General features: G+C 64.8%; 26 protein-coding genes and 1 riboswitch. Of the genes, 20 read left to right on the top strand and 6 right to left on the bottom strand.

Going from position 1 to position 26,100, the window contains the following annotated elements:
* The 9 genes from LJE63_11755 to LJE63_11795 form a co-directional block, all read left to right on the top strand.
* Positions 1-719: TRAP transporter substrate-binding protein DctP (locus LJE63_11755; GenBank protein MCG6907280.1), on the top strand; the 719-nt coding region annotated here is incomplete at its 5' end.
* A 119-nt stretch (positions 720-838) separates the two neighbouring features.
* The gene (locus tag LJE63_11760; protein MCG6907281.1) at positions 839-1,339 is read left to right on the top strand and encodes a TRAP transporter small permease subunit; all 501 of its coding nucleotides are present in this window, start codon (positions 839-841) and stop codon (positions 1,337-1,339) included.
* Between the two features lie 6 nt (positions 1,340-1,345).
* Entirely contained in the window at positions 1,346-2,689 is a 1,344-nt protein-coding gene (locus LJE63_11765) for a TRAP transporter large permease subunit (GenBank protein MCG6907282.1), read from the top strand.
* A gap of 107 nt (positions 2,690-2,796) precedes the next feature.
* On the top strand, positions 2,797-3,546 hold the full coding sequence (locus LJE63_11770) for a (Fe-S)-binding protein (GenBank protein MCG6907283.1): 750 nt from the start codon (positions 2,797-2,799) through the stop codon (positions 3,544-3,546).
* The gene (locus LJE63_11775) at positions 3,539-4,969 is read left to right on the top strand and encodes an iron-sulfur cluster-binding protein (GenBank protein ID MCG6907284.1); all 1,431 of its coding nucleotides are present in this window, start codon (positions 3,539-3,541) and stop codon (positions 4,967-4,969) included. Before LJE63_11770 ends, LJE63_11775 begins: the two co-directional genes overlap by 8 nt.
* On the top strand, positions 4,962-5,621 hold the full coding sequence (locus LJE63_11780; GenBank protein MCG6907285.1) for a lactate utilization protein: 660 nt from the start codon (positions 4,962-4,964) through the stop codon (positions 5,619-5,621). The genes LJE63_11775 and LJE63_11780 overlap by 8 nt, the downstream gene beginning before the upstream one ends.
* Before the next feature lie 112 nt (positions 5,622-5,733).
* Positions 5,734-6,231 carry a universal stress protein gene (locus LJE63_11785; GenBank protein MCG6907286.1) on the top strand — a complete coding sequence of 166 codons (498 nt, stop codon included), beginning with the start codon at positions 5,734-5,736 and terminating at the stop codon, positions 6,229-6,231.
* Positions 6,232-6,683: 452 nt separating this feature from the next.
* Positions 6,684-6,763, top strand: a riboswitch (cyclic di-GMP riboswitch).
* A gap of 67 nt (positions 6,764-6,830) precedes the next feature.
* Positions 6,831-7,262, top strand: coding sequence for a hypothetical protein (locus tag LJE63_11790; protein MCG6907287.1), 432 nt, complete (start codon positions 6,831-6,833; stop codon positions 7,260-7,262).
* Positions 7,263-7,313: 51 nt separating this feature from the next.
* Entirely contained in the window at positions 7,314-8,054 is a 741-nt protein-coding gene (locus LJE63_11795; protein ID MCG6907288.1) for a hypothetical protein, read from the top strand.
* A 210-nt stretch (positions 8,055-8,264) separates the two neighbouring features.
* Here LJE63_11795 and LJE63_11800 read toward each other — a convergent pair whose 3' ends face one another.
* Both LJE63_11800 and LJE63_11805 read right to left on the bottom strand, forming a co-directional pair.
* Complete coding sequence (locus LJE63_11800) at positions 8,265-8,663, bottom strand: GatB/YqeY domain-containing protein (GenBank protein MCG6907289.1); 399 nt, start codon at positions 8,661-8,663, stop codon at positions 8,265-8,267.
* A 72-nt stretch (positions 8,664-8,735) separates the two neighbouring features.
* On the bottom strand, positions 8,736-10,007 hold the full coding sequence (locus LJE63_11805) for a M48 family metallopeptidase (protein ID MCG6907290.1): 1,272 nt from the start codon (positions 10,005-10,007) through the stop codon (positions 8,736-8,738).
* Between the two features lie 131 nt (positions 10,008-10,138).
* Here LJE63_11805 and LJE63_11810 point away from each other — a divergent pair, with 131 nt between their 5' ends.
* The 4 genes from LJE63_11810 (at position 10,139) to LJE63_11825 (ending at position 11,979) form a co-directional block, all read left to right on the top strand.
* A complete protein-coding gene (locus LJE63_11810) occupies positions 10,139-10,348 on the top strand; it encodes a zinc ribbon domain-containing protein (protein ID MCG6907291.1) in 210 nt (69 codons plus the stop codon).
* 518 nt (positions 10,349-10,866) lie between these two features.
* A complete protein-coding gene (locus LJE63_11815) occupies positions 10,867-11,064 on the top strand; it encodes a hypothetical protein (protein ID MCG6907292.1) in 198 nt (65 codons plus the stop codon).
* A 4-nt stretch (positions 11,065-11,068) separates the two neighbouring features.
* Entirely contained in the window at positions 11,069-11,500 is a 432-nt protein-coding gene (locus LJE63_11820) for a hypothetical protein (protein MCG6907293.1), read from the top strand.
* A gap of 44 nt (positions 11,501-11,544) precedes the next feature.
* Positions 11,545-11,979 (top strand): hypothetical protein, encoded by a 435-nt coding sequence (locus LJE63_11825; GenBank protein ID MCG6907294.1) that lies wholly within the window; start codon positions 11,545-11,547, stop codon positions 11,977-11,979.
* A 178-nt stretch (positions 11,980-12,157) separates the two neighbouring features.
* Here LJE63_11825 and LJE63_11830 read toward each other — a convergent pair whose 3' ends face one another.
* From LJE63_11830 to LJE63_11840, 3 genes are read right to left on the bottom strand one after another with little or no spacing between them, the layout of a single operon-like run.
* On the bottom strand, positions 12,158-12,967 hold the full coding sequence (locus LJE63_11830; GenBank protein ID MCG6907295.1) for a CoA pyrophosphatase: 810 nt from the start codon (positions 12,965-12,967) through the stop codon (positions 12,158-12,160).
* Positions 12,967-15,372 carry a PD-(D/E)XK nuclease family protein gene (locus LJE63_11835; GenBank protein ID MCG6907296.1) on the bottom strand — a complete coding sequence of 802 codons (2,406 nt, stop codon included), beginning with the start codon at positions 15,370-15,372 and terminating at the stop codon, positions 12,967-12,969. Before LJE63_11835 ends, LJE63_11830 begins: the two co-directional genes overlap by 1 nt.
* Positions 15,351-15,653 (bottom strand): hypothetical protein, encoded by a 303-nt coding sequence (locus LJE63_11840; GenBank protein ID MCG6907297.1) that lies wholly within the window; start codon positions 15,651-15,653, stop codon positions 15,351-15,353. The genes LJE63_11835 and LJE63_11840 overlap by 22 nt, the downstream gene beginning before the upstream one ends.
* 492 nt (positions 15,654-16,145) lie before the next feature.
* On the opposite strand from LJE63_11840, the gene LJE63_11845 reads away from it, so the two are divergent.
* Positions 16,146-17,642, top strand: a complete 1,497-nt coding sequence (locus LJE63_11845) for a succinate CoA transferase (GenBank protein MCG6907298.1) — start codon at positions 16,146-16,148, stop codon at positions 17,640-17,642.
* A 56-nt stretch (positions 17,643-17,698) separates the two neighbouring features.
* On the top strand, positions 17,699-18,892 hold the full coding sequence (locus tag LJE63_11850; protein ID MCG6907299.1) for a phospholipase A: 1,194 nt from the start codon (positions 17,699-17,701) through the stop codon (positions 18,890-18,892).
* Positions 18,893-19,016: 124 nt separating this feature from the next.
* On the opposite strand, the gene LJE63_11855 is transcribed toward LJE63_11850, so the two are convergent.
* Complete coding sequence (locus LJE63_11855) at positions 19,017-19,595, bottom strand: response regulator (GenBank protein ID MCG6907300.1); 579 nt, start codon at positions 19,593-19,595, stop codon at positions 19,017-19,019.
* Positions 19,596-19,861: 266 nt separating this feature from the next.
* Between LJE63_11855 and LJE63_11860 the strand changes: the two genes are divergently transcribed.
* The 5 genes from LJE63_11860 to LJE63_11880 all read left to right on the top strand — a co-directional run bounded on the left by LJE63_11860 (position 19,862) and on the right by LJE63_11880 (position 26,083).
* Positions 19,862-20,938, top strand: a complete 1,077-nt coding sequence (locus LJE63_11860) for a patatin-like phospholipase family protein (protein ID MCG6907301.1) — start codon at positions 19,862-19,864, stop codon at positions 20,936-20,938.
* A 316-nt stretch (positions 20,939-21,254) separates the two neighbouring features.
* Positions 21,255-23,072 carry an indolepyruvate ferredoxin oxidoreductase subunit alpha gene (locus tag LJE63_11865; GenBank protein MCG6907302.1) on the top strand — a complete coding sequence of 606 codons (1,818 nt, stop codon included), beginning with the start codon at positions 21,255-21,257 and terminating at the stop codon, positions 23,070-23,072.
* A 22-nt stretch (positions 23,073-23,094) separates the two neighbouring features.
* Positions 23,095-23,658 carry a 2-oxoacid:acceptor oxidoreductase family protein gene (locus LJE63_11870; protein MCG6907303.1) on the top strand — a complete coding sequence of 188 codons (564 nt, stop codon included), beginning with the start codon at positions 23,095-23,097 and terminating at the stop codon, positions 23,656-23,658.
* 22 nt (positions 23,659-23,680) lie between these two features.
* Positions 23,681-24,982, top strand: coding sequence for a phenylacetate--CoA ligase (locus LJE63_11875; protein MCG6907304.1), 1,302 nt, complete (start codon positions 23,681-23,683; stop codon positions 24,980-24,982).
* A gap of 78 nt (positions 24,983-25,060) precedes the next feature.
* Positions 25,061-26,083 (top strand): TRAP transporter substrate-binding protein, encoded by a 1,023-nt coding sequence (locus tag LJE63_11880; protein ID MCG6907305.1) that lies wholly within the window; start codon positions 25,061-25,063, stop codon positions 26,081-26,083.
* Positions 26,084-26,100 lie beyond the last annotated feature (17 nt).

Consider the following 26,100-nt stretch of genomic DNA (forward strand, 5'->3'; position numbering starts at 1 on the left):
TGTATGAAAAGGGCGGGCTGGAGATGATGCAGGAGATCTATGGAAAATTCAACCTCTTTGCCCTTCCCGGGGGGCAGTGCGGCCAGGAAATGGGGCTTTTCTCCAACAAGCGTGCCACCAAGATGGAGGACTTCAAAGGCATGCGAGTGCGCACCCCGGGCTGGTACATGGACATTTTGAACAACATGGGTGCCTCGGTCAGCCCCCTTCCCGGCGGCGAGGTGTACCTGGCCCTGGAGCGCGGCGTCATCGATGCGGCCGAGTTCTCCTCACCAGCCATCAACTACCCCATGGGTTTCGATGAGATCACCAAGTTTGCCATTCAGCCGGGCGTCCACCAGCCGGGCATCCAGTGCGCCCTCTTCTTCAACAAGGACGCCTACGACAAGCTGCCCGAAGATTTGAAGTGGATCATCGACATCTGCGCCAAGGAAACCCAGCTCTGGAGCTACAACTGGATCAACAGCCTCAACGCCGAGGCGATCCGGCGGTTCAAGGAAAAAATTGAGATCGTCAAACTGGACACCGAGACCCTGGTCGATTTCCGCAAGTTCACCAAGGCCTATCTCGACGAGGTCAAGGCCAAGTACCCCGACGTCAAAAAAGTCCTCGACAGCCAGGAAGCCTTCCTGGAGAGCTTTGCCGACTGGCGTGACGCCCGCAGCGGCGCCACCCCGTGGCCGTATGAAACTTACATCACGGGCCGGATCACCGAATAAGCGGCCGCCGCTCCGGGCCGCCCGCAACGGGCGGCCCGAACCCTGCGGCCGCGGCAGGGGAAGTAAAGCGCCAAGCCCGGCGGCCGTTTTCGCCCAACCCAAGCCAAAAGGACCACCCCATGTTCGCCACGATTTCACGTGCCATCGACACGTTCAACAAAAGGCAGGGCGAAGTCACCTCGCTGCTGGTTCTGCCGCTGCTGGCGGTGGTGATCTACGAGGTTTTCATGCGTTACGTCTTCAATGCCCCGACCATCTGGGGGTTTGAGGTCACCACCTTTCTCTACGGCCTCCACTACATGTTCGGCTATGCCTACACCGATGTTCTGGACGGCCATGTCCGGGTGGACATTTTCACCGCGCGCATGTCGCCCCGCGCCCAGGCGCTCCTGGCGATCATCACCAACGTGGTCATTTTCCTGCCGGTTATGACCTGCCTGACCATCTGGACGTTCAAGTACGGTATCACCTCCCTCAAGGGCCTGGAGGTCAACTCCACCAGCTGGGCGCCGCCGATCTACCCCATCAAGCTGGTCATGGCCGCCTGCTTTCTGTTTCTGCTGCTCCAGGGGATCTCCAATCTCATCAAAGACGTGAAAACGCTTTCGGCTGCGAGGTAATCACCCATGAGTCCTGAAATTCTCACCGTGGGCATGTTCGCCACCCTGATTTTCGCCATCACCTTGGGGCATCCCCTGGCTTACACCCTGGCGGGAGTGGCCACCCTCTTCGGCCTGATCGACAACGGCTTCAACATCCCGGGGCTCTTCGACCTGTTTGCCAACAACGCCTGGGGGCTGATGAACAACTACACCCTGGTGGCCATCCCGCTGTTCATTCTGATGGCTCAGCTGCTGGATCGCTCCAAGGTGGCCGAGGCGCTCTTTGAGGCGCTCTACATCGTTCTGGGCGGCATCAAGGGTGGTCTGGGTCTGGCGGTGGTCGTGGTCTGCACCGTTTTCGCCGCGACCACCGGGATCATCGGCGCCTCGGTGGTGGCCATGGGCCTGCTGGCGACCCCGGCATTGCTGGGTAAGGGCTACCAGAAGGAGATGACCAGCGGCATCATCTGCGCCGCCGGCACCCTGGGGATCCTGATCCCCCCCAGCATCATGATGGTGGTCTACGGCGGCCTGACCGGGCTCAAGGAAACCTCGGTGGGCAACCTTTTCGCCGGCGCCATCTTCCCGGGCCTGATCCTCGCGGGGCTTTATTTCCTTTACATCTTCATCCGCTGCAACCTGAACCCCGCCCTCGGCCCCCCGATTTCCAAGGTGGAGGCCAGCCGGTGGTCCGCCCGCCAAAAATGGGGCATGACCCTGAAATCCCTGGTTCCCCCGCTGGCACTGATCCTGGCCGTCATGGGTACCATCCTCGCCGGTGTGGCCACCCCCACCGAAGCGGCGGGACTCGGTGCTTTCGGCGCCCTGGTGCTGGCCATCCTGAACCGCAAGTTCAGCTGGGAGGTTCTCAAGCTCTCCTGCCAGTCGACCCTCAAAACCACCTCCATGGTGATGATGCTCTTTATCGGCGGCACCTTTTTCTCCACCGTTTTTCTGAGCATGGGCGGCGGCGACGTGGTGGCGGATGTCCTGATCGGCAGCGGTCTAAACCGCTGGATCGTGCTCATGATCATGATGGCCATCGTCTTTTTGATGGGCATGTTCATCGACTGGGCCGCCATTTTGCTGGTCACGGTCCCGATCTTCATGCCCATCGCGATGGAACTCGATTTCAATCCGCTGTGGTTTTCGATCCTGATGTGCGTCAATCTGCAGACTTCCTTCCTGACGCCGCCCTTCGGCTACGCGCTGTTCTACTTCAAGGGCGTCGCCCCGGAGAGCTACAGCATGACGCACATCTACAAGGGGATCATGCCGTTCGTGTTGCTGCAGCTCTTGGCGATGGTGGTCCTGAGCGTCTTCCCGACCGTGACCACCTGGCTGCCGCAACTTTTCTTCGGCGGGTGACACAGCGACAGTCCCAGCCGTAAAAACCGTGCCAGCATCGCTATTCTGTGACCCTGCCCCGGCGGAGCCGACCGCCGGGGCCACCCCAAATCGGAAAAGGCAGTGCCATGCGAAGCTACCCCCTCAAACCGGAAACGGTCTATTTCTTCGGAACCTGCCTGGTGGACATGGTCTATCCGGATGCGGGCATGGCGGCCATCCGCCTGCTGCAACGTGAAGGCCTGCACGTCGTCTACCCCCAGGCCCAGTCCTGCTGCGGCCAGCCGGCCTACAACTCGGGGTTTCCGGACGAAGCCCGGGCCGTGGCCCGCAAACAGCTGCGACTGTTCCCCAAGGACTACCCGATCGTCGTGCCCTCGGGGTCTTGCGCCGGCATGATGCACCGCCACTATCCGGCCCTTTTCGCCGAGGATTCGGACCGGGCGCTGGCGGAGGAGTTTGCCGGACGCGTCTTCGAGTTGACCGAGTTTCTGGTGCACGTGCTGCAAATCCGGTTGGAAGACCGCGGCGCGCCGGTGACGGTCACCTGGCACTCCTCCTGCCACGCCCTGCGGGAAATGGGGGTGATCCAGGATTCCAAGTCGCTCATCCGCCAGCTCAAGAACGTCACCCTGCTGGAGCTCGAAAACGAGCACGAGTGCTGCGGCTTCGGCGGGACTTTCGCCGTCAAGCAGCCGGAAATTTCGGCCGCCATGGTGGCCGACAAGGCCGCCGACATCCGCCAGACCGGCGCCACCACGGTCCTCGGCGGTGACTGCGGCTGCCTGATGAACATCACCGGTGCCCTGCAGCACCAGCGGGTGCCCGTCACCGGGCAGCACATCGCCCAATTCATCTGGGAGAGAATCCATGGCTGAAACCACGGGGTTTGATTTCGCCAAAAACATCCGGCAGGCGCTAGGCGATCAGCAGCTGCGCAAGAACTTCAAATTCGCCATGGGCAGCATGATCCAGAAGCGCCGCCTGGTTTTCGCCGACGAGGACGAGTTCGAACAGCTGCGCGCCATCGGCCAGGCGATCCGCACCCGGGCGCTCGCCAAACTGCCCGAACTGCTGGCCCAGCTGGAAGCGCGCTGTACCGCAAACGGCATCCAGGTCCACTGGGCGGAGACCGCCGAGGAGGCCAACGCCACGGTGCTGGAGATCATGCAGCGCCACGGTGCCACCCGCATGGTCAAGGGCAAGTCGATGGTCTCCGAGGAAATGCACCTCAACCGCTTCCTGGAGGCCCGGGGGATCGCGGTCACCGAGACCGACCTGGGGGAGTTCATCATCCAGTTGGCCGGCGAAACCCCATCGCACATCATCGTGCCCGCCATTCACAAGAACAAGGAGCAGATCGCGCGCCTGTTTCACGAAAAGATCCCCGACACCCCCTACACCGAGAAGGTCGAGGAGCTCAACGCGATCGCTCGCCGCACCCTGCGTCAGAGGTTTTTCGACGGCCAGGTGGGTCTCAGCGGGGTCAACATGGCGGTGGCCGAGACCGGCACCCTTTGTCTGGTGGAAAACGAGGGCAACGGCCGGATGTGCACCACCGTCCCGCCGGTTCACATCGCCGTGATGGGCCTGGAAAAGGTGGTCGAGAAGCTCTCCGACGTCCCGCCGCTGCTGCGCCTGCTGACCGGTTCGGCCACCGGCCAGCTGATCACCACCTATTTCAACATGATCACCTCGCCCCGCAGGCCGGGGGAAAAGGACGGCCCGCTGGAGGTGCATCTGGTCATCCTGGACAACGGCCGCTCGCGGATCCTGACCGACCCCCAATTCCGCCAGACCCTGCAGTGCATCCGCTGCGGCACCTGCCTGAATCACTGCCCGGTCTACACCCGCATCGGCGGTCATGCCTTCGGACACGTCTACCCGGGGCCCATCGGGGAAATCCTCACCCCTCAGATGGAGGGTCTGCAGGAGGCCGGTGTCCTGGCCACCGCCTCCAGCCTGTGCAACGCCTGCGAGGCCGTCTGCCCGGTCAAGATCCCGATTCCCGGTCTGATCCGCGAACTGCGCAACGCGAGCTACACCGCCACCCCCACCGGTCGCGTGCCCGGTGAGGGGTTCAAGCGCAACCTCCCGGAAACCCTGGCCTGGAAAGCCTGGGAAAAGGTCAACCGCACCCCGGCCTTGAATGCCGTCGTCACCCGTCTGGCCGGTCTCCTGGGGGACAAGGCACCCCGTTTGGGCCCCCTGAAAATCTGGAGCCGCTATCGAACGCCCCCCCGGGTGGCTCGGCGCAGCCTGCACGCCATGACCCGCGCCCAAGGAGTCGATAATGAGTGACACCGCCCGTGAAAACATCCTGCGCAAGCTCGCCGCCGCCCACCGACCCGCCCAAATTCCGGAAACCGGGGCGCTGCCGATCGCCGCGCTCTGCCAGGCGGAAAAAATCGAACAGCTCAAGCATTTCATGGAGGCCGTGAGAGGCGAGGTGCACGTGGTCAAGAAGGAGGGCTGGATCGCCCGGCTTCAGGATCTGCTGCGCCCGCGCGCTTTGAAGACCCTGCTCTACGGCCCGGCAACGCCCCTCGGCAAAGCCCTGGCGGCCGGGTGGCCCCCCGAAGACCCGGGGCTGCCCCGACTGGTGCCCTATGCCGCGCCGGTGGAGGATTTCAAGTCCGAGCTGTTCCAGCTAGATGCCGGCATCACCGGTACGCTGGGCGCCATCGCCGAAAACGGGGCCCTGATCCTGTGGCCCACCCCCGAGGAGCCGCGCCTGATTTCACTGGTGCCGCCGATTCACATCGCCCTAGTGGACGCCCGCGACATCTACTGCAATTTTGCCGACGCCCTCACGGCCGGCACCTGGAAGGCGAACATGCCGACCAATGCCCTGCTGATTTCCGGTCCGTCCAAAACGGCGGACATCGAACTCACCCTGGCCTTCGGGGTCCACGGCCCGCGTGAGGTGCTGGTCCTGGTCCTGGAAGCGTGACGGCGGCGTAGAAGCCCGCTTGGTGCGTTGCACCGGGTGGGCCCCGGGATTGCGCCGGAGCAGAAAACCCCAGCCGCCAATAGACACTCAGAACCTGTCCATGGAGATCGCTATGTTACCGGAAATAAAAAAGATCCTTTACGCCACGGACCTCTCCGAAAACGCCCGCTACGCCGCCCGCTACGCAGTCGCGCTGGCCGAACGCTTCAATGCCGAGATCACGACTGTGCACGTCATCGAGCAAATCTCGGCCAACATTCACAGCCGGGTGGCGGCGATGCTGGGAGAGGCCGAGTGGCAGGAAATCCAGGCGCGCCGCCGGGAGGAGACCTTCACCACGATCCAGACGCGGCTCAGGAATTTCTGCCGGGACCTCCAAGACCAGCTGGCCGGCTGCCGGCTGGAGCAGGCCGACATCGTCACCCGTGAAGGGGAGCCGGTCTCTGAAATCCTGGCGCTGGCAAAAGAACGGCCTTTCGATCTGATCGTGATGGGCACCCGCGGTCTGGGCGCCCTGGCCGACGCCGTGATGGGCAGCACGGCCCGCCGGGTGATTCGCCGCGCCCAAATCCCGGTGATGGTGGTCCGCCTGCCCGGGGAAACGAGCTGATTGCTCTCCGGGCACCCGAGCCGGCCGTGCAACCCGGGGTCGCCGGCCGACGGCCCCGTTGTGATGCGACGCCGCCGGTTGAGGCGCCGCCTGATTCTCCCTGCCGCGGCGGTCCTGCAGATCTGCAAGGCCGCCACCTGCTTCTGGCCCGTCTGCGATGGCCCCTCCAAACCTTCAGCGGCAGGCTCCAGGGGACCCTCCAGCTTCCCCTTCACCCCGTTTTACCTCGCTTCCCCCACCCCCTGAGACATGAAAAAAAAGTAACAATCATCCCTTTTTTACCCAATTTAGCGGGAGGGAATTTACCCAAAGCCACTTGATCTGGCGCCCACGGGGCGGCGGCCGGTGGCTTTCTTACGTGCGGCGGGCCGCCGTCGGCCCCAACGGCCCCGGGACGCGCCGACGTCCAGGCGGCCGGTGGCACCCTTATTGCTCCAGAATTGACTACGCCAAAGCGTCAAAGCCAAACCCCGAGTGATCGGGCGACGGAAAGCCGCGGGTCTTGCGCCACCAAGACAGCCGGGTTGCCTTTACGAAGGTCGCCCGGCTTTTTTGTAGGCCGGCATGCACCCCTTGCAACCGAGAAAAGGGAGGAGATCATGCAGAGAGTGTTTCGAATCGCCCGTCTGGCCGGGGTACTGCTGGCCGTCGGCGCCCTTTGGGTCCCGGTGGCCGCCGCCGAACCGCAGGCTGAGCCAATCACGGGCGGGATCGTGATCGTACGCAACTGCCCCAAGAGCGAGATCAAGAATTTCAGCTATATGCTCTCCAGTGTGCCCGGCGGCGGCTGGGCGGAAATATCCAACGCCGGGGAGAGCTTCCGACTCAACTTTTTCTCCTTCACCCCGGAGGACCTCGAGGCCTTCAACCAGCTGGGCAGTCGCACGGAACCGCGGATAAGCGTGATCCTCTACAACGGCGATTTCGTCTTCATGGTGCGGTCCTCCAAAGAGGAGTACCGGGGAGCGCCGCCACCTGAAATCGAAGACCCGCCGGTGGTGGGCAAGGGCGCGCCGACGGTTGATCTTTAGCCGCACCACCTCCCGGCCCATAAAGTTTTGACCGGCAACAAGGAGAACCCGATGAAATCCCTTCGCCACATTGTTCCGACCGTCGGTCTGATCGCTGCAGCCTTCCTGGCCGTTGCGGCCGCTGCGGCGGCCGAAAGTGAAAGTCAGCGGATTTCACGCTTGCGGGCTCAGCTGTGCACGACCCACATCGAATACCTGGACGGGGCCGCAGGCAGCGTCGCGGATCTTGCAAGAGCCCTTGGCGCCCTGGCCCGCCAGCTTCCCGACGACCCAAGCACCGCCGACCTCGGGCAGCGCGTCGCCCAAGCCGCCGAGGAGGCGCGTGCGCTTCTGGAGGCCCTCGACCTCCAGCTGACGGTGGCCGTCAATGCCTGCGACAACCTGGCGGCCCGCATCAAGCAGCCCACCCTGATGCGGCCCGACGAGGGTCAAAGATTCTCTAAAAGTAACGTCATCCGCGGCCTCCGGGAGGAGCTCTGCAGCCTCTACGTGGACAATTTGGCCGAAATCCTGCTGCGCGGCGACTGGATCCTGGAGGATCTGGCGGCGATTCAGGCCGACCCCGCGGCAGCCAGGCTCCGGACGGCCAAGGGAATCGACCTGCCGATGGCCGAAAACCGGCTGCGGCAGCTGGTGGACACCGCCGCCGGCCAGTTCTTTGCCTCGGAGCTGGCGTGCCTGGCCATCGGTGAAAGAGCGGCCAAAAGGGATTTCTGGCGGGCAGCCGAAGCCGGTCTGCAGCCGGGCCTGACCACCAACCCCTATTTGGTGCTGTTGCGAATCTACGACTGATGAAGCGCCGCAGCAGAAAGCCCTTGTCAAACCCAGGGCGATCGACTATTTTTGATCAGGATGGCAGTTTGCCCGGCGGCGACAAAACGCCCGAATATTCAGCTGACCTGTAGGAAAAGCCGTTTATTCCGGCCCGTCTCCCGTCCGCGGCAGTGGATGCCGACCTACAGCGGCAGCCCCTGCCATCCACTTTTAGTGCCCCCACACCCCTCACATGCCCTGCAGGAGCGCCTTGACACGGCTGCCGTCGGCCCGCGGACCGAAGTGTTTCATGACCGCCCCGACGGCCTGCATCTTGTTTTTGAACTGGGTAAAATCGATATTCTGCCGCACCCAGGAAGTGATTTCCTCCTCGGAAGCCATCTGCGGCAGATAGGACGCGAGGATCGTGATGAAGGCCGAATCCCCCGCCATTCCCCTGCGGTCCAGCACCTCGCGCTCCGCTTTGATCAGCTTCTTCAGAATCCTGATGACATCCTCATCGCCGAGCTGTTTCGTCTCCTGCCGCCCGAATTCCCCCAGGACCACGCGCAGGGCTTCCTTGCGGGCCTCGTCGCGGGTTTTGATGGCGGCTGTGAGGTCCTCCTTGAGTTTTGCCTGAATGGACATTCGTGCCTCGCTTTCGATTTTGCGGCCCATCGCCGCTCGGGTCGTTACCAGGCGCCCGATCGGCAGGGCGCGTCAGAAAGTTTTGGGATCCCAACCGAACAGCCGGGGATCCCGGATGGTTTCAATCGCCGCGATCCGCTGGGTGACCGGCGGATGCGCGTAATGCAGCCAGACATAGAACCGGTGCGGGCTGAGATTGGCCAGGTTGTGGGCCGAGAGTTTTTTAAGGGCGCTCTCCAGGGCCTCTTTGCTGCCGGTGGTGGCGACCGCGAAGCGGTCGGCGGCCAGTTCGTTTTGGCGCGCAAGCGCCCGCAGCGGGAGCCCCACCAGAAATTCCAGGGGTCCACAGAGAATCCCGAAAAAAACCAGGCCGGCGTGAACCGATGGGGTCTCCAGAAAAAAGGCGGCATACAGCGCCGGGCAGGAGAGGACAAGCGCCAGCAGGTAGCAGATCACCCCGGCATGCACCACCGCGATGACCAGGGCCTGGTCCATATGCCGTTTTTTGAAGTGCCCCATCTCGTGGGCCAGGATCGCCACCATCTCGTCCACGCTGTGGCGCTTAACCAGGGTGTCAAACAAGACGATGCGCTTGTGCCGGCCCAATCCGGTAAAAAAGGCGTTTGATTTTCCCGAACGGCGCGAGCCGTCCATCACCAGGATATTGTCCAGTGGAAAGCGGATCCCACGGGCATAGGCCAGGATGGCCTGCCGCAGCCGCCCCTCGGGCAGGGGCTGGAAGCGGTTGAAAAGCGGCAGGATCCAGGCCGGCGCAGCCAGCTGCAGCCCCAGCATGAAGAGACTCAGGGCAAGCCAGCAGCCCCACCAGGCATGGTCCCCGGCATAAATCAAAAAACCCAGCAGGGCCGCCAGCAGCGGCCCCCCGAGAACCAGGGCCAGCCCGAGCCCTTTGACCCGATCGGCCCAGAAAACCGCGGCGCTGGTACGATTGAAACCGAAGCGCGCCTCGATTCCAAACGTTGCATAGAGATCAAAGGGCAGTCCCAGGACCAGCTTCAAGCCGGCCAGAGCGCCCACAAAGGCAAGCCCGGTCGGTATCGGGCCCCAGCCGAAGCCGCGCACCCAGCCGTCCAGCACGCCGAACCCGCCCCCAAACCAGAACAGCAGCAGGACCAGGGTATCAAAGCCCCTCACAGCCCACCCCAGACGGGTGTTTGCGGCCAAATAGGCCTGGGCTTTGCGATAGCGCTCGGGGTCGTAGACGTCACGGAAGTCGGCGGGCACTTCGGCCCCGGCCAACCGCAAGTTGAGAAAATCGGCCAGGGTGTTCAGCAGTAACTCGGCCGCAAGACCCGCCAGAATGAGGACGCCGATCCAGTTCATCGATTTTGCCCTCCCGGGGGTCTTCTGCCGGCACCCCACCCGCGTCCGCACCGCCCCGCATGCCTGTTTGGCCTTGACTTGGAGGTCGAAGCAATTATTATCTGAGCGTCAAAAATCAAAAGGAGTCTGTGATGCCCATCTATGAGTTTCTCTGTGAAAACTGCTGCTGTCAGTTCGAAGAACTGGTTCTGAGCCCCGCCGACCCCCCGCCCAGATGCCCCGGATGCCAGTCGCAAGCGGTGAAGAAGATCATGTCGGCCGGCGCGATTCGCCCCAAAGGCATCGCCACAGGCGCCGGCGGCTTCAAGGCTCCGACCTGCAAGCCTGCCTCGGGCGGCTGACGGATCTGACCGTTTTTCTCAGTTTGAGAAAAATCGCAACGCCGTAGCCCAATCTCACACCCGACGGACCTCCGGGAGCCCAGTTAAAGTTGATGAACCAGTAAAAAGTCAAAAACGAGACAGTTTCGTAAAAAGGTCAAGTTCAAGGCGCGCAAATCTCGAGGAGTGAGGCGTACTTATGTACGCCGCAGCGACTTCGAGATGCAGCGCAACGCGGAAATTGGCTTTTTTACGGAACTGTCAAAGTTGGTCTCCGGAAAGGGCCAGGTGACGACCTTCAGGCCCCGAACAGCCGGGCAGGCATTGGGTTCGCCCCAATGGCCTGAAGATAGCGTGCATCGCGCCGCCTGAGCGCCGGCAGAGCCCGCCACCCCGGGGCGCTGAAGCCGAACGCGACGGTCTGAGTGCCGTGCCAATCATGCCGCTTCCTTGACCGCTGCCGGCCCGGTGGGCTATAAGGAGCGCTGAAACGGGGCTGGCAGATCGCCTTCCCCGGCCCCTTTTGAGAAATCCAAAGTATGAATCTGATCACACAGGTGGTGCTGGTTCTGGTGTTGTGGCTGATCACGGGCCTGGGGTTTCTGTCCAAGGCCTCGGAAACCCGGCGCAAAGGGCAGCCCATGACAGCTGCCTGGTTTTCGTGGGAGGGCCTCTTCTTCTTTTTAAGCGTGATCGTGCCGCTGGCCCTTCTGATCCACCGCAACATCGACGGTTGAACTCATGCTGCCCCTGGCTTCCAGGCCCACCCGGCACCTGCGCATCCCTGCGGGGAATGGAAAAGAGGGCGGCGGCGGCATCGCTCCCCGTGGGGAGCCGCAACAGCATCCGGCCGACGCTGAAGCCGCGATCATCTGCCGCAGCTGCCGCCACCCGGTCACCCATCCCCAGGAGCGGATCGCCATGGCCGGCAGCCACCGCCATACTTTCGCCAACCCCGCAGGCCTGGTGTTTGAAATCGGGTGTTTCCGCCAAGCGCCGGGATGCCGCCATGCCGGGCCGGCTTCCCACGAGTTCAGCTGGTTTCCAGGCTACCACTGGCGCATCGCGCTTTGCCGCGGCTGCCAGGTGCAGCTCGGGTGGCGCTTCGAATCTCCGGTTGACAGGGGCTTCAGCGGGCTGATCCTGGATCGCCTGGTTTCAACTAGTCCTTGATGCGGCCCGAGCCGGAAACGCCAGCCCAAAGAAAGCGAGATGCCATGCTGCTCTCCGAATTCGGCAACGAGGTGCTGTCCAGAGGATCGGCCGCGGTCTTACCCCAGAACCTGGACCAGAAATGGCTCGGCATTCTCCAGCGACGGGCGGACGAATTTATCGACAGCCATTTCGAGCTGGAAACCTGCCCTGATCACGCCCGCGGCGTGGACCCCCTCCTAACCGTTTGCGTGTCGGAAATTCTCCAGCACCAGGCGGGTGGCGCCGTCAAGACCACCGAAGAGGAACTGATCCGCAAAACCACCATTTACGCCGTTGCCGTCACCATGGAATCCATCCACCGGGGGGCCCGGCGACCCCTGGAGCCGCCGACCCTGGAAAACATTTTTGCCACCGAACGGCTGACCCGCTTGAAGAGGGCCTACCCCGAGCTGGAAGCCTTTTTGGAGCGAGTGTGCGTCACGGCCGCGACGGTCTGAGGGTCGCGGCAAGAAATAATTCAACAATATGGCGAAGGATTTTGGTTCGTCATCAAGGCCCATCCGCCGGCGCATATCGGGATATGTGCCGGCGGGTGTAACGCCGAGGACGGGCCAAAAGACAAGCAAGATGTGGAATTATTTTTTGCCGAGGCCCTGAAGGCTGCGCCGCATGTCCTCAGCCCCCGGTGAGATAATGGCGCCGGATACGGCCCGAGATCACCGGCAGCCGCGCCGGGTCGGGCGGCTGGAAACCGAACACCAGCTCCAGAAACACCATCACCACCCGGAAGGTGACCCCCCAGAGCAGCTCCCGCCCATCAGCCGCCTCGAAGAGGAAACAGGGGAAATCCTCGCTGCGTCCCCTGAAGCGGGTCGCCACCGCGGCTGAAATCTGCAATCGGTAGCGCACGTAATGGGCCGGGTTGAGTAGGCAGCGCAGGGGGACGGACACAATTTTTTCCACCTCCCAGTTGGGCACGAACCGCTGCCCGGCGGCAACCCAGGCCGCCATCGGGTAGATGATCCGACGGAAGAGAAGCAGCCGCTGAGCCGGCAGGGGCCCCAGAAACCGGACGCCCAGAGGATTCAGCCGCATCTCCTCGAAGCTCTCGCGCAGGCTGGTGGCCAGCAGCAGGGCCAGCCGCCGGGCATCGGCCGGGGCGTTGCGCCGCCAGCTGCGCCACGGCGGCCAGTTGCCCAGGGGCAAGAGCGGTAACCCCAGCAGTCTTCCCACCAGGGCGTCCACGCGCGGGGAAATACTGCCCCCCGGGCAGCAAAGATCACCGGGCTGCTTGACCCGCCGCGAGCGCTTATTGAGAATCAGACACGGCTCGCGCCCCACCTCCCCCAGCAGGAAAAGCACTGCCGAGGATTTGCTGCCCGCATCCGGAATTTCCAGGCAGGCACGGCTCCGGCGGCACTGACGGGTCAGCACCCGGCTGATCCGGGCCTGCAGGGCCGGCGTGTCGGTGAGCAAATGGGCCACTAAGTGTTCGCCTCCCAGAAGGACCGCAGCCCCCATGCCAGCTGCCCCGCACCCGGGACCGCCAGCGGGCGCCACACCGCGGGCAGCAACGTTGCATAGCGGGCGGTGGTGAAGCGCTGATCCATCAGGACCACCACCCCGCGGTCGTCCTCGGAGCGGATCACCCGGCCGGCCGCCTGCAGCACACGGTTGATCCCCGGGTAGAGATAGGCGTTTTCAAAGCCCAGCTCGCCGCGGGACTCAAAATAGGTCCGAATCAGCTCCCGCTCAAGTGAAACCCCCGGCAGCCCCACGCCCACCACCGCCACGCCGCAGAGACGTTCGCCCACCAGGTCGACGCCTTCGCCGAACACCCCGCCCAACACCGCCAACCCCACCAGGGTGGCGGGGTTGTCGAGATCGAAGCGCTCCAGGAAGGTCTCGCGCTCGGCCTCGGACATCGCGGGGCGCTGGGAGATGACCTCGACCCCCGGGAGCGACGGATTCAAGACCCCCCGGACGAGCTCCAGATAGTCATACGAGGGAAAAAAAACCAGGTAGTTGCCTTTGCGCTGGGTCACCAGGGTTTCAATGCCGTGGGCCACCGCCGGTGCGGTTCGGCTGCGCTGGCGATAGTAGGTGGCCGCGGCGGTCGCGAAAACCCCCAGATGCTGCGGGGCAAAAGGCGACGGCAGCCGCAGGCGGCGGGCGTCGCGGCGGCAGCCGAAGATCTTTTCAAAATACCCCGCGGGCGTCAGCGTGGCCGAGAAGAAGACCACCGAGCGGCAGCGCTGAAGGGCTTCCGCCAGCTGCGGGGCGGGGTCCAGGCAGAAGAGGCGAACCTTGACGTCCGTTCCCAGACGCTCGTAGCAGGTGGCATAGGTGGCGTCGAAGCGCTCCGCCACCCGCAGAAAACCGCTGACAATGAAAAAGGCCTCCAGCATCTCCTGGCGGAAGGGGGCCGGGGTGTTTTGGGTCAACCAGCTTTGGGCGGCGCCCGCAAAGCGCTGCAGCCGGGGCAGCAAGCCCGCCGGCGGGGACTCTTCGGCACGCGGGTTGGTCCCTTCCTGACAGCTTCGGCGGGCCTCCAGGAACCAGTTGTTGACCCCGTTTAACGCGCGCAAAACCGCCGGCAGCCGCCCGCTTAAGCTGCGCCGTAGCCCCATCAGCGGCGCTTTGCGAAGTTCGGCGGAAAACATCTCGCGGGAGCGGTCCACCAGGTTGTGGGCCTCGTCCACCAGGAAGGTGTAAACGCCGTTTTCCTCACCGAAAAAGCGCCGCAGGTAAACCCGCGGATCAAAGGCGTAGTTGTAATCACAGATGATGCAGTCGGCAAAACGGGACAGATCCAGGGAAAACTCGAAGGGACAGAGACTTTCGGCCGTGGCGACGGTCTCCAGGAACTCGCGGGTGAACGCGTCCTGGCCGAAGGCGGTTTCGATCGCGCCGTTCAGGCGATCATAGTAGCCGCTGGCAAATGAACATTCCTCGGGGCTGCAGGCCCGGCCGGGGTTGAAACAGATTTTCTCCTTGGCCGTGATGGTCAGTGATTTGACGCAGGCCCCGCCGCGGCGCAGGACCGCAAAGGCCTTTTCGGCCGCGGCGCGGCCCGTGGTGCGCGCCGTGAGGTAGAAAATTTTTTCGGTCGGCCCCCCGGCCAGGGCCTTGAGTGCCGCAAAGAGGGCCGCCATGGTTTTGCCGATCCCGGTGGGCGCCTCCACCAGCAACTGGTCACCGTTTTGGACGGCGCGGTAAACCGCCACGGCCATCTCCCGCTGCCCCGCGCGGTAATCCGCATACGGAAAGCCGATCCCCGCCAGGCTGGCGTCACGGCGGGCCTGCCAATCGGCCAGGGTGCGCGCCCACTGCAGGTAGCGGCCCACCAGATCATCGAAAAAGACCCGCAGTTCGGCTGCGGCCGCCAGCCGGGGAATGCTGCGGACCTCCCCGCTGTCCAGCTGGCAGTAGGTCAGTTGAACCACCACGGTGCTCAACCCGTGGGCCAGGGCGTAGAGAAACGCGTATACCTTGACCTGCCCCCAGTGCAGGGGGTTTTCGCGCCCCAACACGGCGTCCATATCCCCGGTGGTGGTCTTGATCTCCTCCACCACGCTCCGGCCGCCCTCCTGGTAAACCCCATCGATTCGGCCGGTGACCTGAAGGCGAAACCCGCTGGCATCGACCCGGTGGCTGACCGCCACCTCCGGGGCATAACCGGTGGGTCGCGAACGCTGAATGCGCTGATGGGCGCGGATGGCCTCCAGCGGTCGGGCGCTACCCAGGAATCCGGCTTCCAGGTCACCCGTGCGCAACCCGTGCGCCACCAGAGCCCGCACGCCGATGGTGATCTGCCGCGGCGCCCCTGCCGGCGCCGCGATCTCTTCGCGGGCAGCCGTCACGGCGGTCATCGCTGCGGCCGGCGGCATGCCCGCCGCAGGAGGCGGGCCACCGCCCACAGCCCCAGCGCCCACACCAGGCTGTTGACCAGGATCGGGACGGCTATCCAGCCGCCCGGAAACCAGGCCCGGGGGAAAAGCGACAGACTGATCACCGGGAAATAGAGGACCTTGGCCACGGCCACCAGCAGCCGGGTGACAAGGGGCAGGTGGGGTTCGAAAACGTGGTCGGCGGTCTGGTGCAGGATCAAGGCGCCCACCGCCCGGGTGGCGGCCCAATGCACCAGGGCGATGGCTCCGAGAATGAGCATCTGCTTTGGGCGTGTCACACTTTGCCTTTCACTCCATCCGGCCGCGGGGGGAAATTGCCGCGGGGTGCCTGTGACGCCGCCCGTCACCGCCCCCCCTCCCACACAGCCCGAAGCCGGGGCGGGCCTGTCCTGGGGAGGCCGGTTGCGCTATAAACCCCGTGCATGCCGTCCGGGGTTTTATAACCGGTTTAGGCCGCGCAGGCAAGCAGCCGGATCCCCCCGGGACTTTCCCGGGCAGGACCCTTCGAGTCGAGCCGCGGTCGGCCACCGTTGCTGAACCAAAAGTGGCTTTTGGCAGCGCACAATTTCTGATATGATCGCCCCAACGGTTTTGTGGCATTTTTCCGTCTGCCGCGCCCTTTGAGGTTTCGGTCCACAACCGGCTCCCCGCCTGGCTGCCGCGAAGGCCTGCGGCCAGAAAGCGCCGGAAACGGGCCAAAGCCTGGCCGGTCCAACGAAGCCCCCTGCCCCCTCTGAAAGGAGTGCCGCACCATGCGCAGCTATGGCCCGTTTGCGCTGCTGAGCGCCGCAGAAGCCATCACCCACGTCAAAGACGGCGACACGGTCGCCTTCAGCGGGTTTAGCCCCGCCGGGGCGGCCAAGGCCGTACCCACCGCCCTGGCCGCACTGGGCCGCGAGGAGCATCGCCGGGGACGCAGTTTCCGGGTCAGGGTGCTGACCGGCGCCTCCAGCGGCCACTGCATCGATGAACTCCTGGCCGAAGCCGAGGTCATCGCCTGGCGCACCCCCTATCAGTCCGGCGAGGCCCTGCGGCGCCAGATCAATCGTCAGGAAGTGGAATATGTGGACATGCACCTCTCCCACCTGCCCCAGACCGTGGCCCAGGGGTTTTTCGGGCGGATCGACGTGGCCGTCATCGAGGCCACCGAAATCGCGCCGGACGGACGGGTCTACCTGACCACCTCCATCGGGGCCTCCCCCACCTACCTGCAACACGCCGAAAAGGTCATCATCGAAATCAACCGCCACCAGTCGCCGCGCCTGCGCGAGATGAGCGATGTCTTCATCATGCCGCCGCCGCCGCATCGCTACCCCATCCCGATCTTTGACCCTCTCACCCGCATCGGCTGCCCCTACGCCACGGTGGAGCCCCGAAAGGTGGTGGGCATCGTCGAAAGCCACGAACCGGACAAAATCGGCGCTTTCGCCCCGCCTGACGCGGTCAGCAATCAAATCGCCGGCCACGTGGTGGCTTTTTTGCTGGCGGAGAGGCGCGCCGGCCGGATTCCCCCCGAACTGCTGCCGCTGCAGGCCGGTGTCGGCAACGTCGCCAACGCGGTTTTGGCGGCACTGGGCGAACACCCCGACATTCCGCCCTTCAAGATGTACTCCGAGGTCCTTCAGGATGCCATGGTGGACCTGCTGGCCGACGGCAAGTTGATCGGCGCCAGTGCCACCGGGTTGACCATCTCCAGCGGCAAGCTGAAACAACTTGTGGACGACATCGACTTCTTCGCCCCGCGTATCGTGCTGCGCCCCCAGGAAATCTCCAACCACCCCGGCATCATCCGGCGACTCGGGGTGGTGGCGATGAACACCGCCCTGGAGGCCGACATCTACGGCAACGTCAATTCCTCCCACGTTTACGGCATGGACGTGATCAACGGCATCGGCGGCAGCGGCGAGTTCGCCCGCAACAGCTACATCTCCATTTTCATGACCCCCTCGGTGGCCAAGGGCGGCAAAATCTCGGCCATCGTCCCCATGTGCCCGCACGTTGACAGCAACGAGCACTCCGTGCAGATCCTGGTCACCGAACAGGGGCTGGCGGACCTGCGCGGTCTGGGGCCGATGCAGCGCGCCCGAGCCATCATCGACCGCTGCGCCCACCCCGCATACCGGGACTATCTCAACCGCTACATCCGCGAGGCCCGCACCGGGCACATCCGGCACGACCTGCAGCGCTGTTTCGAACTGCACCGCAACCTGCTGGCCACCGGTGCGATGCTGCCCAGCGGAAACGACTGAGCCGCGCGCAGGAAGCCGTTTCCGCAATCGATTTCACCCCGGTCCTGGAGGAAAACATGCGCGCATGGCAGGTTACCGTCGTTTCCATCTGGCTGCTGGTGGGGGGCCTGCTCGAGGCGGCGCAGCTCGAAACCATCCTGAAACCCCCGGAGGCACCCGCCCAGGCCGGCGGGGCGGCGGTCATCACCCTTTTTTTCGCCAACTCCGGCGCGCAACCGGCACACGTCGACCTCGGAGCCCTCGGCAGCGGTCGGCTCTCACGTGAGGAAGCGCAGCAGGCGGTCGCCATCAGGTATCTGGAGCCCCCGGAAACCCCGCTGGTGATCCCCCCGGCAGGGTTTCGCAAGATCGCCGCCGAGGTGGCGCTGCCGGACGGCTGGAGCGGCATGGTCAGTCTGACCATCGACGGCCTCGGGGGTCCGCCGGTGGTCTTCCCCGTCCAGGAGGCCGCGCAATCCCCGACAGCCGAACCCCAAGGCTCTCCCGCGCCGCCGCCTTGTCCACCACCGAACACGGACCTGGGCTATTTCTGGGACAACTTCTCGGGCCACGAGCCGATCTACTTTCTCTACGGCCCGAACCCCGCGGACGTCAAGTTCCAGATTGGCTTCAAATACCACATCCTGAATTCCGACGGCCCCATCGTCAACCGCTGGCCCCTGCTGGACGGACTGCACTTGGGCTACACCCAGACCTCCTTCTGGGACCTGGAGACCGCATCCCAGCCGTTTGACGACACCAGCTACCGCCCCGAAATCTTCCTGCTGCATGCCGACCTGCGCCAGCGCTGGCTGCCCCAAGCCAGCCGCCTGGACTTCCAGGCCGGCCTGCAGCACCAATCCAACGGCCAGGGCGGCGATGCCAACCGCAGCCTCAACATCGCCTATGCCCAACCCACCTGGACTTTCGGCGACCCCCGGAACCAAGCGTTCACCGTCGCCCCGCGGGTTTTCGCCTACCTCTCCCGGGCCAGCGAAAACAATGACATCGAAAACTACCGCGGCTATTCCGAACTGCTGCTCAAACTCGGCCGCTGGGACGGCGTGGAATGGGCCACCACCCTGTGCAAGGGCACCCGGGCCGGCAAGGGTAGCTGGCAGATGGATGTTTCAACCCCCATCGGGGAGCTGCTCTTCGACAATCTGGATCTCTTCTTTCATGCCCAGTTTTTCACCGGTTACAGCGAAAGCCTGCTGCGCTACGACGAGAGCGATACCCGTCTGCGGCTGGGCTTTTCGTTTTACCGCTGAGGCGCTGTGGGGATTGCAGCAGAAGCGGAGGTTTTGCCGCTGCTGGGAGAGAATGCGGAAGGCAGCGGGGGGGCAGCGGTTTTCACCGGCAGGGGAGCCGGGGCGTGCGGGCTGGAGATGGACCTCAGGATTCTTCGAGCTTGCGCTTGATTTTGAGGGCGCAAGCGGGGCAGAAGGTGGAGGTCACCCGAAAGCGCGTCTTGTGGCCGAGGTAGTCTTCCATCCTCACCCATTCACCGCAGCCGGGTGTCGTGCAGCTGTCGTCGCGCACTTTTTTGCAAACGCTGCAGACCGGCAAAATTTTGCCGGCGGCGGCCTTCTGGCGCCGCGACGCCCGTTTTTCCAGGCAGCGGGCCACCCGGCGCTTCATTTCGGCGGGCTCACAGGGCTTGAGGATATAGTCGTCGGCGTCCATCTGAAGCGCCTCGATGATGAACTCCAGATCTTCGTAGCCGGTGTGGAGCATCACCATGGTCTCGGGGCAGCGCGCCTTGGCCTCCTGCAAAACCCCGATGCCGTTCACCTCCCCCATGAAGAGGTTGGTGATCACCAGATCGAAAGCGGTTTTGCGCAGCAGGGTGATGGCATTTTCGCCGCTGCTGCGGGTTTGGACGGTGTGGCCTTCCCGCGTCAGGAGAACCCGCAGGCTGTCACGAATCCGTTTCTCGTCGTCCACAACAAGGATGTTTCCGGTCTCGGTCACACCGACCTCATCACTTTTGGGGGGGTGAAACCCGCCGCCGGCGGACCGCACCGGGCGATGGCGCCTGTTGCACGCAAATCGTTCAGGAAAATAGGGAAAAGCAGGGGACTACTCCCCTCTATACCTAAAAAATCGGCCTTGTCAAACATGAACCCGTTGAAGGCCGCCCAAATCCGGGGCTTTCGACCCCAGGGGGCCGTTTTTGCAGCGTAAGCGGATTCAGGCCCACCATGATCTTAGGCCGCTTGTTAAAGGAGTCGCAACGGATGCCATCCAATCTCCGCATCCAGGCTGGAGCGCGCGCGCTGGCCGTCCTGCGGGACGGGGGGCTGAAGCCGGAGACCGTCCAGGTGATCGCCGGTGCCGCCGGCGGCCCCAAGTGGCTGATTCTCAGCCACATCGACCGCTTTCTTTTCGGCGGCTGGAGCACCGGCCGCAGGATGCCGCTCTACCTGGTCGGATCCTCATCGGGGGCCTGGCGTTTCGCAGCCGCGGCCCAGGCCAACCCCGTGGCCGCCATCGACCGGCTGGAACGGGCCTATATCGCCCAGCGCTACGATCCCCGCCCCGCCCCGGCCGCCGTGAGCCGCACGGCCAGGCAAATCCTGGAGAGCTTCATCACCCCCCGGAAGACCGCTCAGATACTGGACCACCCCTTTCTGCGGCTTAATTTTCTGGCCGTCCGCAGCCGCGGATCGCACCGTTGCCGACGGCCGGCTCGGATGTGGCTGCGGATGGCGGCGGCGACGACGCTTAACGCCTTCAAGCGGCGGTGGCTGGGTCTTCTTTTTGAACGGGTCCTGTTTCACGACCCCCGCGGCCTGCCGCCGTTCTATCCCATGCCCGGCTTTCCCCTGCGGACCGTTGCGCTTGAAAGACGCAACCTTGTCCCGGCATTGCGGGCCTCGGGCGCCATCCCCCTGGTTATGGCCGGCGTCGACGCCATTGCCGGCGCGCCCCCCGGTTGCTATTGGGACGGCGGGCTGATCGACTATCATCTGGACTTGCCTTACGATCACCTGGGCGACGGCCTGGTGCTCTTTCCCCACTACACCGACCGCCTGGTTCCCGGCTGGCTGGACAAACGCTTTACCCGCCGCCGGCCGGAGGCCGCCCACACCCGCAACGTCCTGTTGGTCAGCCCTTCGGCGACCTTTCTGCGCCGCCTGCCCCTGGGCAAAATCCCCGATCGGACCGACTTCGTCCGCTTCCGCGGCCACGATCGGGAGCGCATGGCCTACTGGCGCCGGACGGCTGACGCCGGCGCGGCCCTGGCCGAGGATCTGGCCGATCTTCTGACCGGCGGCCGGCTGCGATCCACAGCCACCCCATTGTCGGCCTGAGGTGCGCCCTGCCAGGGGGGAATTGGCGCTTGACAAACCCCGGGCGCTTGGGTAAGGGAGATAGCAGTTTAAAGGCAATCGGTGGGTCGAACAGCATCTGGGCGCCCGAACGCCGGGGACAAAATGAAATACTTGCTCTGGTTCTGGTGGTGGCAGCCAACAGGAAGCGCGCCCGCCGGAATGAAACCCGAATAAACGATTCGTCCTGGGCAGCTTCAGCGGTCGCCGCGAAGAAGGCCCACGACATATGGTGAACACGCTAAGCCGGGGCCTCTCACGAGCGCCCCGGCTTTTTTATGGACACGGGAGGTGTCACGTGAACCGCAAAAATCTCGCCTTGGGCAACGAGGCCATCGCCCAGGGCCTGCTGGAAAACGGCTGCGCCATCGCCACCTCCTACCCCGGCACCCCGGCCTCGGAGATCCTCTCGTCGCTCGCCCGGCTGCAGCGCCAGACGGGCGCCGCCCTGCACGCCCAGTGGGCGGTCAACGAGAAGATCGCCTTCGAAATCGCCTATGCCGGCTGCCAGGCCGGGCTGCGCACCGCCGTCAGCATGAAGCAGGTGGGCTTGAACGTGGCCGCCGACCCGCTCATGAGCGCCGCCTACATGGGCACCAGCGGGGGGTTTGTGGTCATCAGCGCCGACGACCCGGGCCCGCACTCCTCCCAGACCGAGCAGGACAGTCGGTTGATGGCCATGATGGCCAAGATCCCGGTCCTCGACCCCGACTCCCCCGCCCAGGCCCGCGAGCTGGTGGCCGTGGCCTATGCGCTTTCCGAGGCGTTCCGCATCCCGGTGATGCTGCGGCCCACCACTCGGGTCTGCCACGCCCGCCAGGACATGGCGCCCCTCTCCCCACGGCCCCCCGAGCGCCAGCCGGCCTTTGAAAAAAATCCGGCCCGCTGGGCCGCGACCCCCAAGTTCCGCAACCAGTTGCACCACGAACTGGAGCGCAAACTGGCCGAGATCGCGATTTACCCGGCCACCGCACCACTCAAACTGAACGCGGCCGGTGAGACCCCCAAGGCTATTGTCGTCTCGGGCGTCGCCGCCGCCCACGCACGCGAGATCATGGCCGATCTGGGGATCGGGGACCGGATCGCCCTCTACCAGGTGCGCCAGCCTTTCCCGCTGCACACCGACTTCACCGCCCAACTCCTGGCCGCCCACAGCGAGATCCTGGTGATCGAAGAGACCATGGGGGTGATCGAAATGCAGCTGGCCGACCGGCAGCGGGTACGGGGCAAGCTTTGCGGCGCGGTGTCCCGGGTGGGGGAGATCCTGCCGGAGGCGGTGGAAAACAGCATCCGCCAGTTTGCCGGGCTGCCCGGACGCGTGCCCAGCCTGCCGACCGTTCCCGGCCGGCGCCCCACCCTGTGCGCCGGCTGCCCCCACCGGGCCAGCTACTTCGCCATCAAGCGGGCCGCCCCACGGGCGATCTACACCGGCGACATCGGCTGCTACACCCTGGGGCTCAACCTGGGCGCGGTGGACACGGTGCTCTGCATGGGGGCTGCCATCAGCCAGGCGGCCGGTTTTTACCACGCCTTCAAAAACGCGCCCAAACCGCCGGACATCGTGGCCACCATCGGCGATTCGACCTTCTTTCACGCCGGCGTGCCGGCCCTGATTGACGCGGTGGTCCAGGGGGTCAAGTTCGTCCTGGTGATCCTGGACAACCGGACCACCGCCATGACCGGCAACCAGCCGACACCGGCAACCGGGACGGGCGCCATGGACGAGCCGCTCAACCGGGTGGCGATCGAAAGCCTGGTGCGCGGCTGCGGCGTGAGCCGCTGCGAAACCGCCGATCCCTACCAACTCGAAGCCTTCACCCGCACGGTGCGCGCGGCGGTCAAATACAGCCGCAGCAGCGGGCCCGCGGTGGTGATCGCGCGCCACCCCTGCCTGCTGGACAAGCGCCGGCAGGAGGCGGCCGCCCTCGCCCAGGCGCCCACGGTGGGCGACGCCTGCGACGGCTGCGGCTACTGCCTCAAAAACTTCGAATGCCCGGCGATGGGCATGGATCCCGAAACCGAGCGGGTCCGGATCGACCCGCTGGTCTGCAGCGGCTGCGGCGTGTGCCTGACCATCTGCCCGCAGAAAGCCATCGCCGCCTGCGCCCGAGATTAGCGCCGCAAGAACGGGAGACGCAATGCAAGCGCCACTAAATCAACAAATCGTCATCAGCGGGGTGGGCGGCCAGGGGGTCCTGTTCGTGACCCGCCTGCTGGCCGAAGCGGCCATCGCCAAGGGCCTGGCGGTGCTCTCCTCGGAAACCCACGGCATGGCCCAGCGGGGCGGCACGGTGCTTTCGCACTTCAAGGTGGGAGACTTTTCAAGCCCGCTGATCCGCCCCGGGCACGCCGATCTGCTGCTGGCCTTGAAGGCCGAAGGCATCGCCCAGCACGCGGCCTTTCTCAAGCCCGACGGCTGGATCGCGGTCAACGCGGCGGCCGCCCCGGCCGACGGCGGCAACCGCTGCTGCCTGGCGCTCGACGCCGACCGTCTGGCCCGCGCCGTCGCCCCCAAAGCCGTCAACCTGATCCTGCTGGGTTTTGCCCTGGCCGCAAGCCCGGCCGAGAGCGAAAACCCACTTTTCTGTGATTTGGCGGAGATTCAAAGCGTGCTGCAAAAGCGCCTGGACGCCCGACCGCAGCTCCTGGAAAACGCTCTGGCGGCCCTTGCCGCCGGCGCCGCGGCCCCGGCGGCCGTATAAAAAACACCCCAAGGAGAGTTTGATGCCGTTCATTCCCCAAGAGCTGCCCCCGGAGAGGCTGCAGCGCCTTCAACTGGAGGGCCTCAAGTGGACCGTGGCCCACGCCTTCAACAACTCGGCGGCCTACCGCCGCAAATTCGATGCCGCCGGGATCACCCCGGCGGACATCCGCACCCTGGCCGATATTGCTCATCTGCCGTTTACCGACAAGGAGGACCTGCAGGCGGAGTACCCCTTTCCGCTGCGGGCGGTGCCCTTTGAGGAGATCACCCGCATTCACGCCTCCTCGGGCACCACCGGCAAGCGCAAGGTGCTCTGCTACACCCAGCGGGACGTGGACGTCTGGGCCGAGCTTTTCGCGCGCTGCTATGAACTGGCCGGGCTGACCCGCCGCGACCGCGTTCAGATCGCGGTTGGCTACGGGCTGTGGACCGCCGGGGCCGGCTTTCAGGCGGGCTGCGAGCGCTTCGGCGCGATGGCGATCCCGCTGGGGCCGGCCAACGCCGAGATGCACTGCGAGATGCTGGTGGACATGCAAGCGACCGTCTTCTGTTCCACCGCCTCGATGGCGCTCTTGATGGCCGAAGAAATCCAGGCGCGCAACCTCGGCGGCAAAATCCGCCTGGAAACGATCATCCTCGGGGCCGAGCGCCACAGCGACGCCATGCGCGCCCGCATCAAGGCCCTCACGGGCGTCGAACACATCTTCGACATCTACGGGCTGACCGAACTCTACGGGCCCGGCACGGGCCTGGACTGCCGCTGCCACAGCGGCATCCACTACTGGGCGGATCACTTCATCTTCGAAATCATCGACCCGGCGACCCTGCAACCTGTGCCCGCCGGCGCCCAGGGGGAACTGGTGGTCACGACCCTGCGCAAGGAGGCCAGCCCCCTGATCCGCTACCGGACCCACGACCTGACCCGCCTCATCGAGGGCCCCTGCCCCTGCGGCGTCCCCTTTCCGCGCCACGACCGGATCATGGGCCGCAGCGACGACATGTTCATCTACCGGGCGGTTAACATCTACCCCAGCCAGATCGATCACGTCCTCAGCCGGGTTGGGGGCACCGGCAGCGAGTTCCAGATCCACCTGATGAGCCGTGAAAGCGGCCGCGACCGAATGGTCATCAAGGTCGAACGCGGCCAGGAGGCCGGCCCCACCGACGATGCGCACCTGGCCGAGCGGATCGCCACCGAGATCCGGCGCAAGGTGCTGGTGCGCAGCGACGTGGAAATCGTCGCCTACGGCAGCCTGCCGCGCACCCAGCGCAAAAGCCGGCGGGTGTTCGACCACCGCAACGGCGACGATCCCGGCGCCTGACACTTTCAAAACCCCGGCCGGGGCAAAGGGCCGGCCGGGGATCACCGCGGACACCACACAAGGAGGAGGGAATCCACCATGGCTTCACGCTTCAAACTCATTCGATGGGGCATCCTGCCGGCGCTCGCAGCCTTCTTCAGCCTGGCGGCGCCCGCTGCCGGCGCCGCTCCGGTCACCCTCAGCTACGCCAACTTCCCGCCGGCGCCGACCTTCCCCTGCGTCCAGATGGAGCGCTGGAAGCAGGAGGTGGAAAGCCGCACCCGGGGGCAGGTCCAGATCGACACCTTTCCCGGCGGCACCCTGCTGGACGCCAAGGACATGATGGACGGCGTGATCGCCGGGCAGGCGGATATCGGCTGTCTCTGCATGGCCTACCAGCCCGGCCGCTTCGTGGTCACCAACGCCACCAGCCTGCCGCTGGGGATCCCCAACGCCCGGGTGGGCAGCCGGGTGCTCTGGGAACTCTACCAGAAATACCAGCCCCAGGAGTTCGCTGCCGTCAAGGTGCTCACGATGTTCACCACGGCACCGGCCAACATCATGTCCAAGAAGCCGGTGCGCAGCCTGGCGGACCTCAAGGGGCTCGACCTGCGCGCTTCCGGCGGTGCAGCCGAGATTCTCAAGGCCTGGGGGGCCAACCAGGTGGGCATGCCCATGTCGGCCACGCCGGAGGCCCTGCAAAAAGGCGTGGTGCAGGGGCTGTTCTCCTCGCTGGAGGTGATGAAGGACCTCAAGTTCGCCGAAATCTGCAAGTACGCCACCCTCACCGACACCGCGATCTACCCCTTTGCTGTGGTGATGAACCTGGAGCGCTGGAACGCCCTGCCGCCGGAGGTGCAACAGGTCATGGACGACCTGCGGCTGGAGCAGGCCGAGTGGACCGGGAGCTATATGGACAACCATGTCCAGGAGGCGCTGACCTGGTCCCGCGACACTCACCAGGTGGAGGTCATCACCCTCTCGGAAACCGAGAAGGCCGATTGGAACCGCCCGCTGCAGCCGATCACCGACGCCTGGGTGCAGACCAACGGGGCCAAGGACTTTCCGGCCGCGGCGATCGTCGGCGACATCCAGGCCCTGATCCAGCAGCACACCCGCTAGCTCCAGGGCGCACCTGA

Source organism: Desulfobacteraceae bacterium (assembly GCA_022340425.1).
Lineage (GTDB): Bacteria > Desulfobacterota > Desulfobacteria > Desulfobacterales > JAABRJ01 > JAABRJ01.

What these genes read in the sequence shown, in the direction of transcription:
- LJE63_11815 (MCG6907292.1), top strand. Translation starts at nt 10,867, where the DNA reads ATGAATCTGATCACACAGGTGGTGCTGGTTCTGGTGTTGTGGCTGATC.
- LJE63_11870 (MCG6907303.1), top strand. Translation starts at nt 23,095, where the DNA reads ATGCAAGCGCCACTAAATCAACAAATCGTCATCAGCGGGGTGGGCGGC.
- LJE63_11875 (MCG6907304.1), top strand. Translation starts at nt 23,681, where the DNA reads ATGCCGTTCATTCCCCAAGAGCTGCCCCCGGAGAGGCTGCAGCGCCTT.
- LJE63_11805 (MCG6907290.1), bottom strand. Translation starts at nt 10,007, where the DNA reads ATGAACTGGATCGGCGTCCTCATTCTGGCGGGTCTTGCGGCCGAGTTA.
- LJE63_11860 (MCG6907301.1), top strand. Translation starts at nt 19,862, where the DNA reads ATGCCATCCAATCTCCGCATCCAGGCTGGAGCGCGCGCGCTGGCCGTC.
- LJE63_11835 (MCG6907296.1), bottom strand. Translation starts at nt 15,372, where the DNA reads ATGCCGCCGGCCGCAGCGATGACCGCCGTGACGGCTGCCCGCGAAGAG.
- LJE63_11775 (MCG6907284.1), top strand. Translation starts at nt 3,539, where the DNA reads ATGGCTGAAACCACGGGGTTTGATTTCGCCAAAAACATCCGGCAGGCG.
- LJE63_11795 (MCG6907288.1), top strand. Translation starts at nt 7,314, where the DNA reads ATGAAATCCCTTCGCCACATTGTTCCGACCGTCGGTCTGATCGCTGCA.
- LJE63_11765 (MCG6907282.1), top strand. Translation starts at nt 1,346, where the DNA reads ATGAGTCCTGAAATTCTCACCGTGGGCATGTTCGCCACCCTGATTTTC.
- LJE63_11840 (MCG6907297.1), bottom strand. Translation starts at nt 15,653, where the DNA reads ATGCTCATTCTCGGAGCCATCGCCCTGGTGCATTGGGCCGCCACCCGG.
- LJE63_11780 (MCG6907285.1), top strand. Translation starts at nt 4,962, where the DNA reads ATGAGTGACACCGCCCGTGAAAACATCCTGCGCAAGCTCGCCGCCGCC.
- LJE63_11820 (MCG6907293.1), top strand. Translation starts at nt 11,069, where the DNA reads ATGCTGCCCCTGGCTTCCAGGCCCACCCGGCACCTGCGCATCCCTGCG.
- LJE63_11770 (MCG6907283.1), top strand. Translation starts at nt 2,797, where the DNA reads ATGCGAAGCTACCCCCTCAAACCGGAAACGGTCTATTTCTTCGGAACC.
- LJE63_11785 (MCG6907286.1), top strand. Translation starts at nt 5,734, where the DNA reads ATGTTACCGGAAATAAAAAAGATCCTTTACGCCACGGACCTCTCCGAA.
- LJE63_11800 (MCG6907289.1), bottom strand. Translation starts at nt 8,663, where the DNA reads ATGTCCATTCAGGCAAAACTCAAGGAGGACCTCACAGCCGCCATCAAA.
- LJE63_11880 (MCG6907305.1), top strand. Translation starts at nt 25,061, where the DNA reads ATGGCTTCACGCTTCAAACTCATTCGATGGGGCATCCTGCCGGCGCTC.
- LJE63_11850 (MCG6907299.1), top strand. Translation starts at nt 17,699, where the DNA reads ATGCGCGCATGGCAGGTTACCGTCGTTTCCATCTGGCTGCTGGTGGGG.
- LJE63_11790 (MCG6907287.1), top strand. Translation starts at nt 6,831, where the DNA reads ATGCAGAGAGTGTTTCGAATCGCCCGTCTGGCCGGGGTACTGCTGGCC.
- LJE63_11845 (MCG6907298.1), top strand. Translation starts at nt 16,146, where the DNA reads ATGCGCAGCTATGGCCCGTTTGCGCTGCTGAGCGCCGCAGAAGCCATC.
- LJE63_11760 (MCG6907281.1), top strand. Translation starts at nt 839, where the DNA reads ATGTTCGCCACGATTTCACGTGCCATCGACACGTTCAACAAAAGGCAG.
- LJE63_11825 (MCG6907294.1), top strand. Translation starts at nt 11,545, where the DNA reads ATGCTGCTCTCCGAATTCGGCAACGAGGTGCTGTCCAGAGGATCGGCC.
- LJE63_11810 (MCG6907291.1), top strand. Translation starts at nt 10,139, where the DNA reads ATGCCCATCTATGAGTTTCTCTGTGAAAACTGCTGCTGTCAGTTCGAA.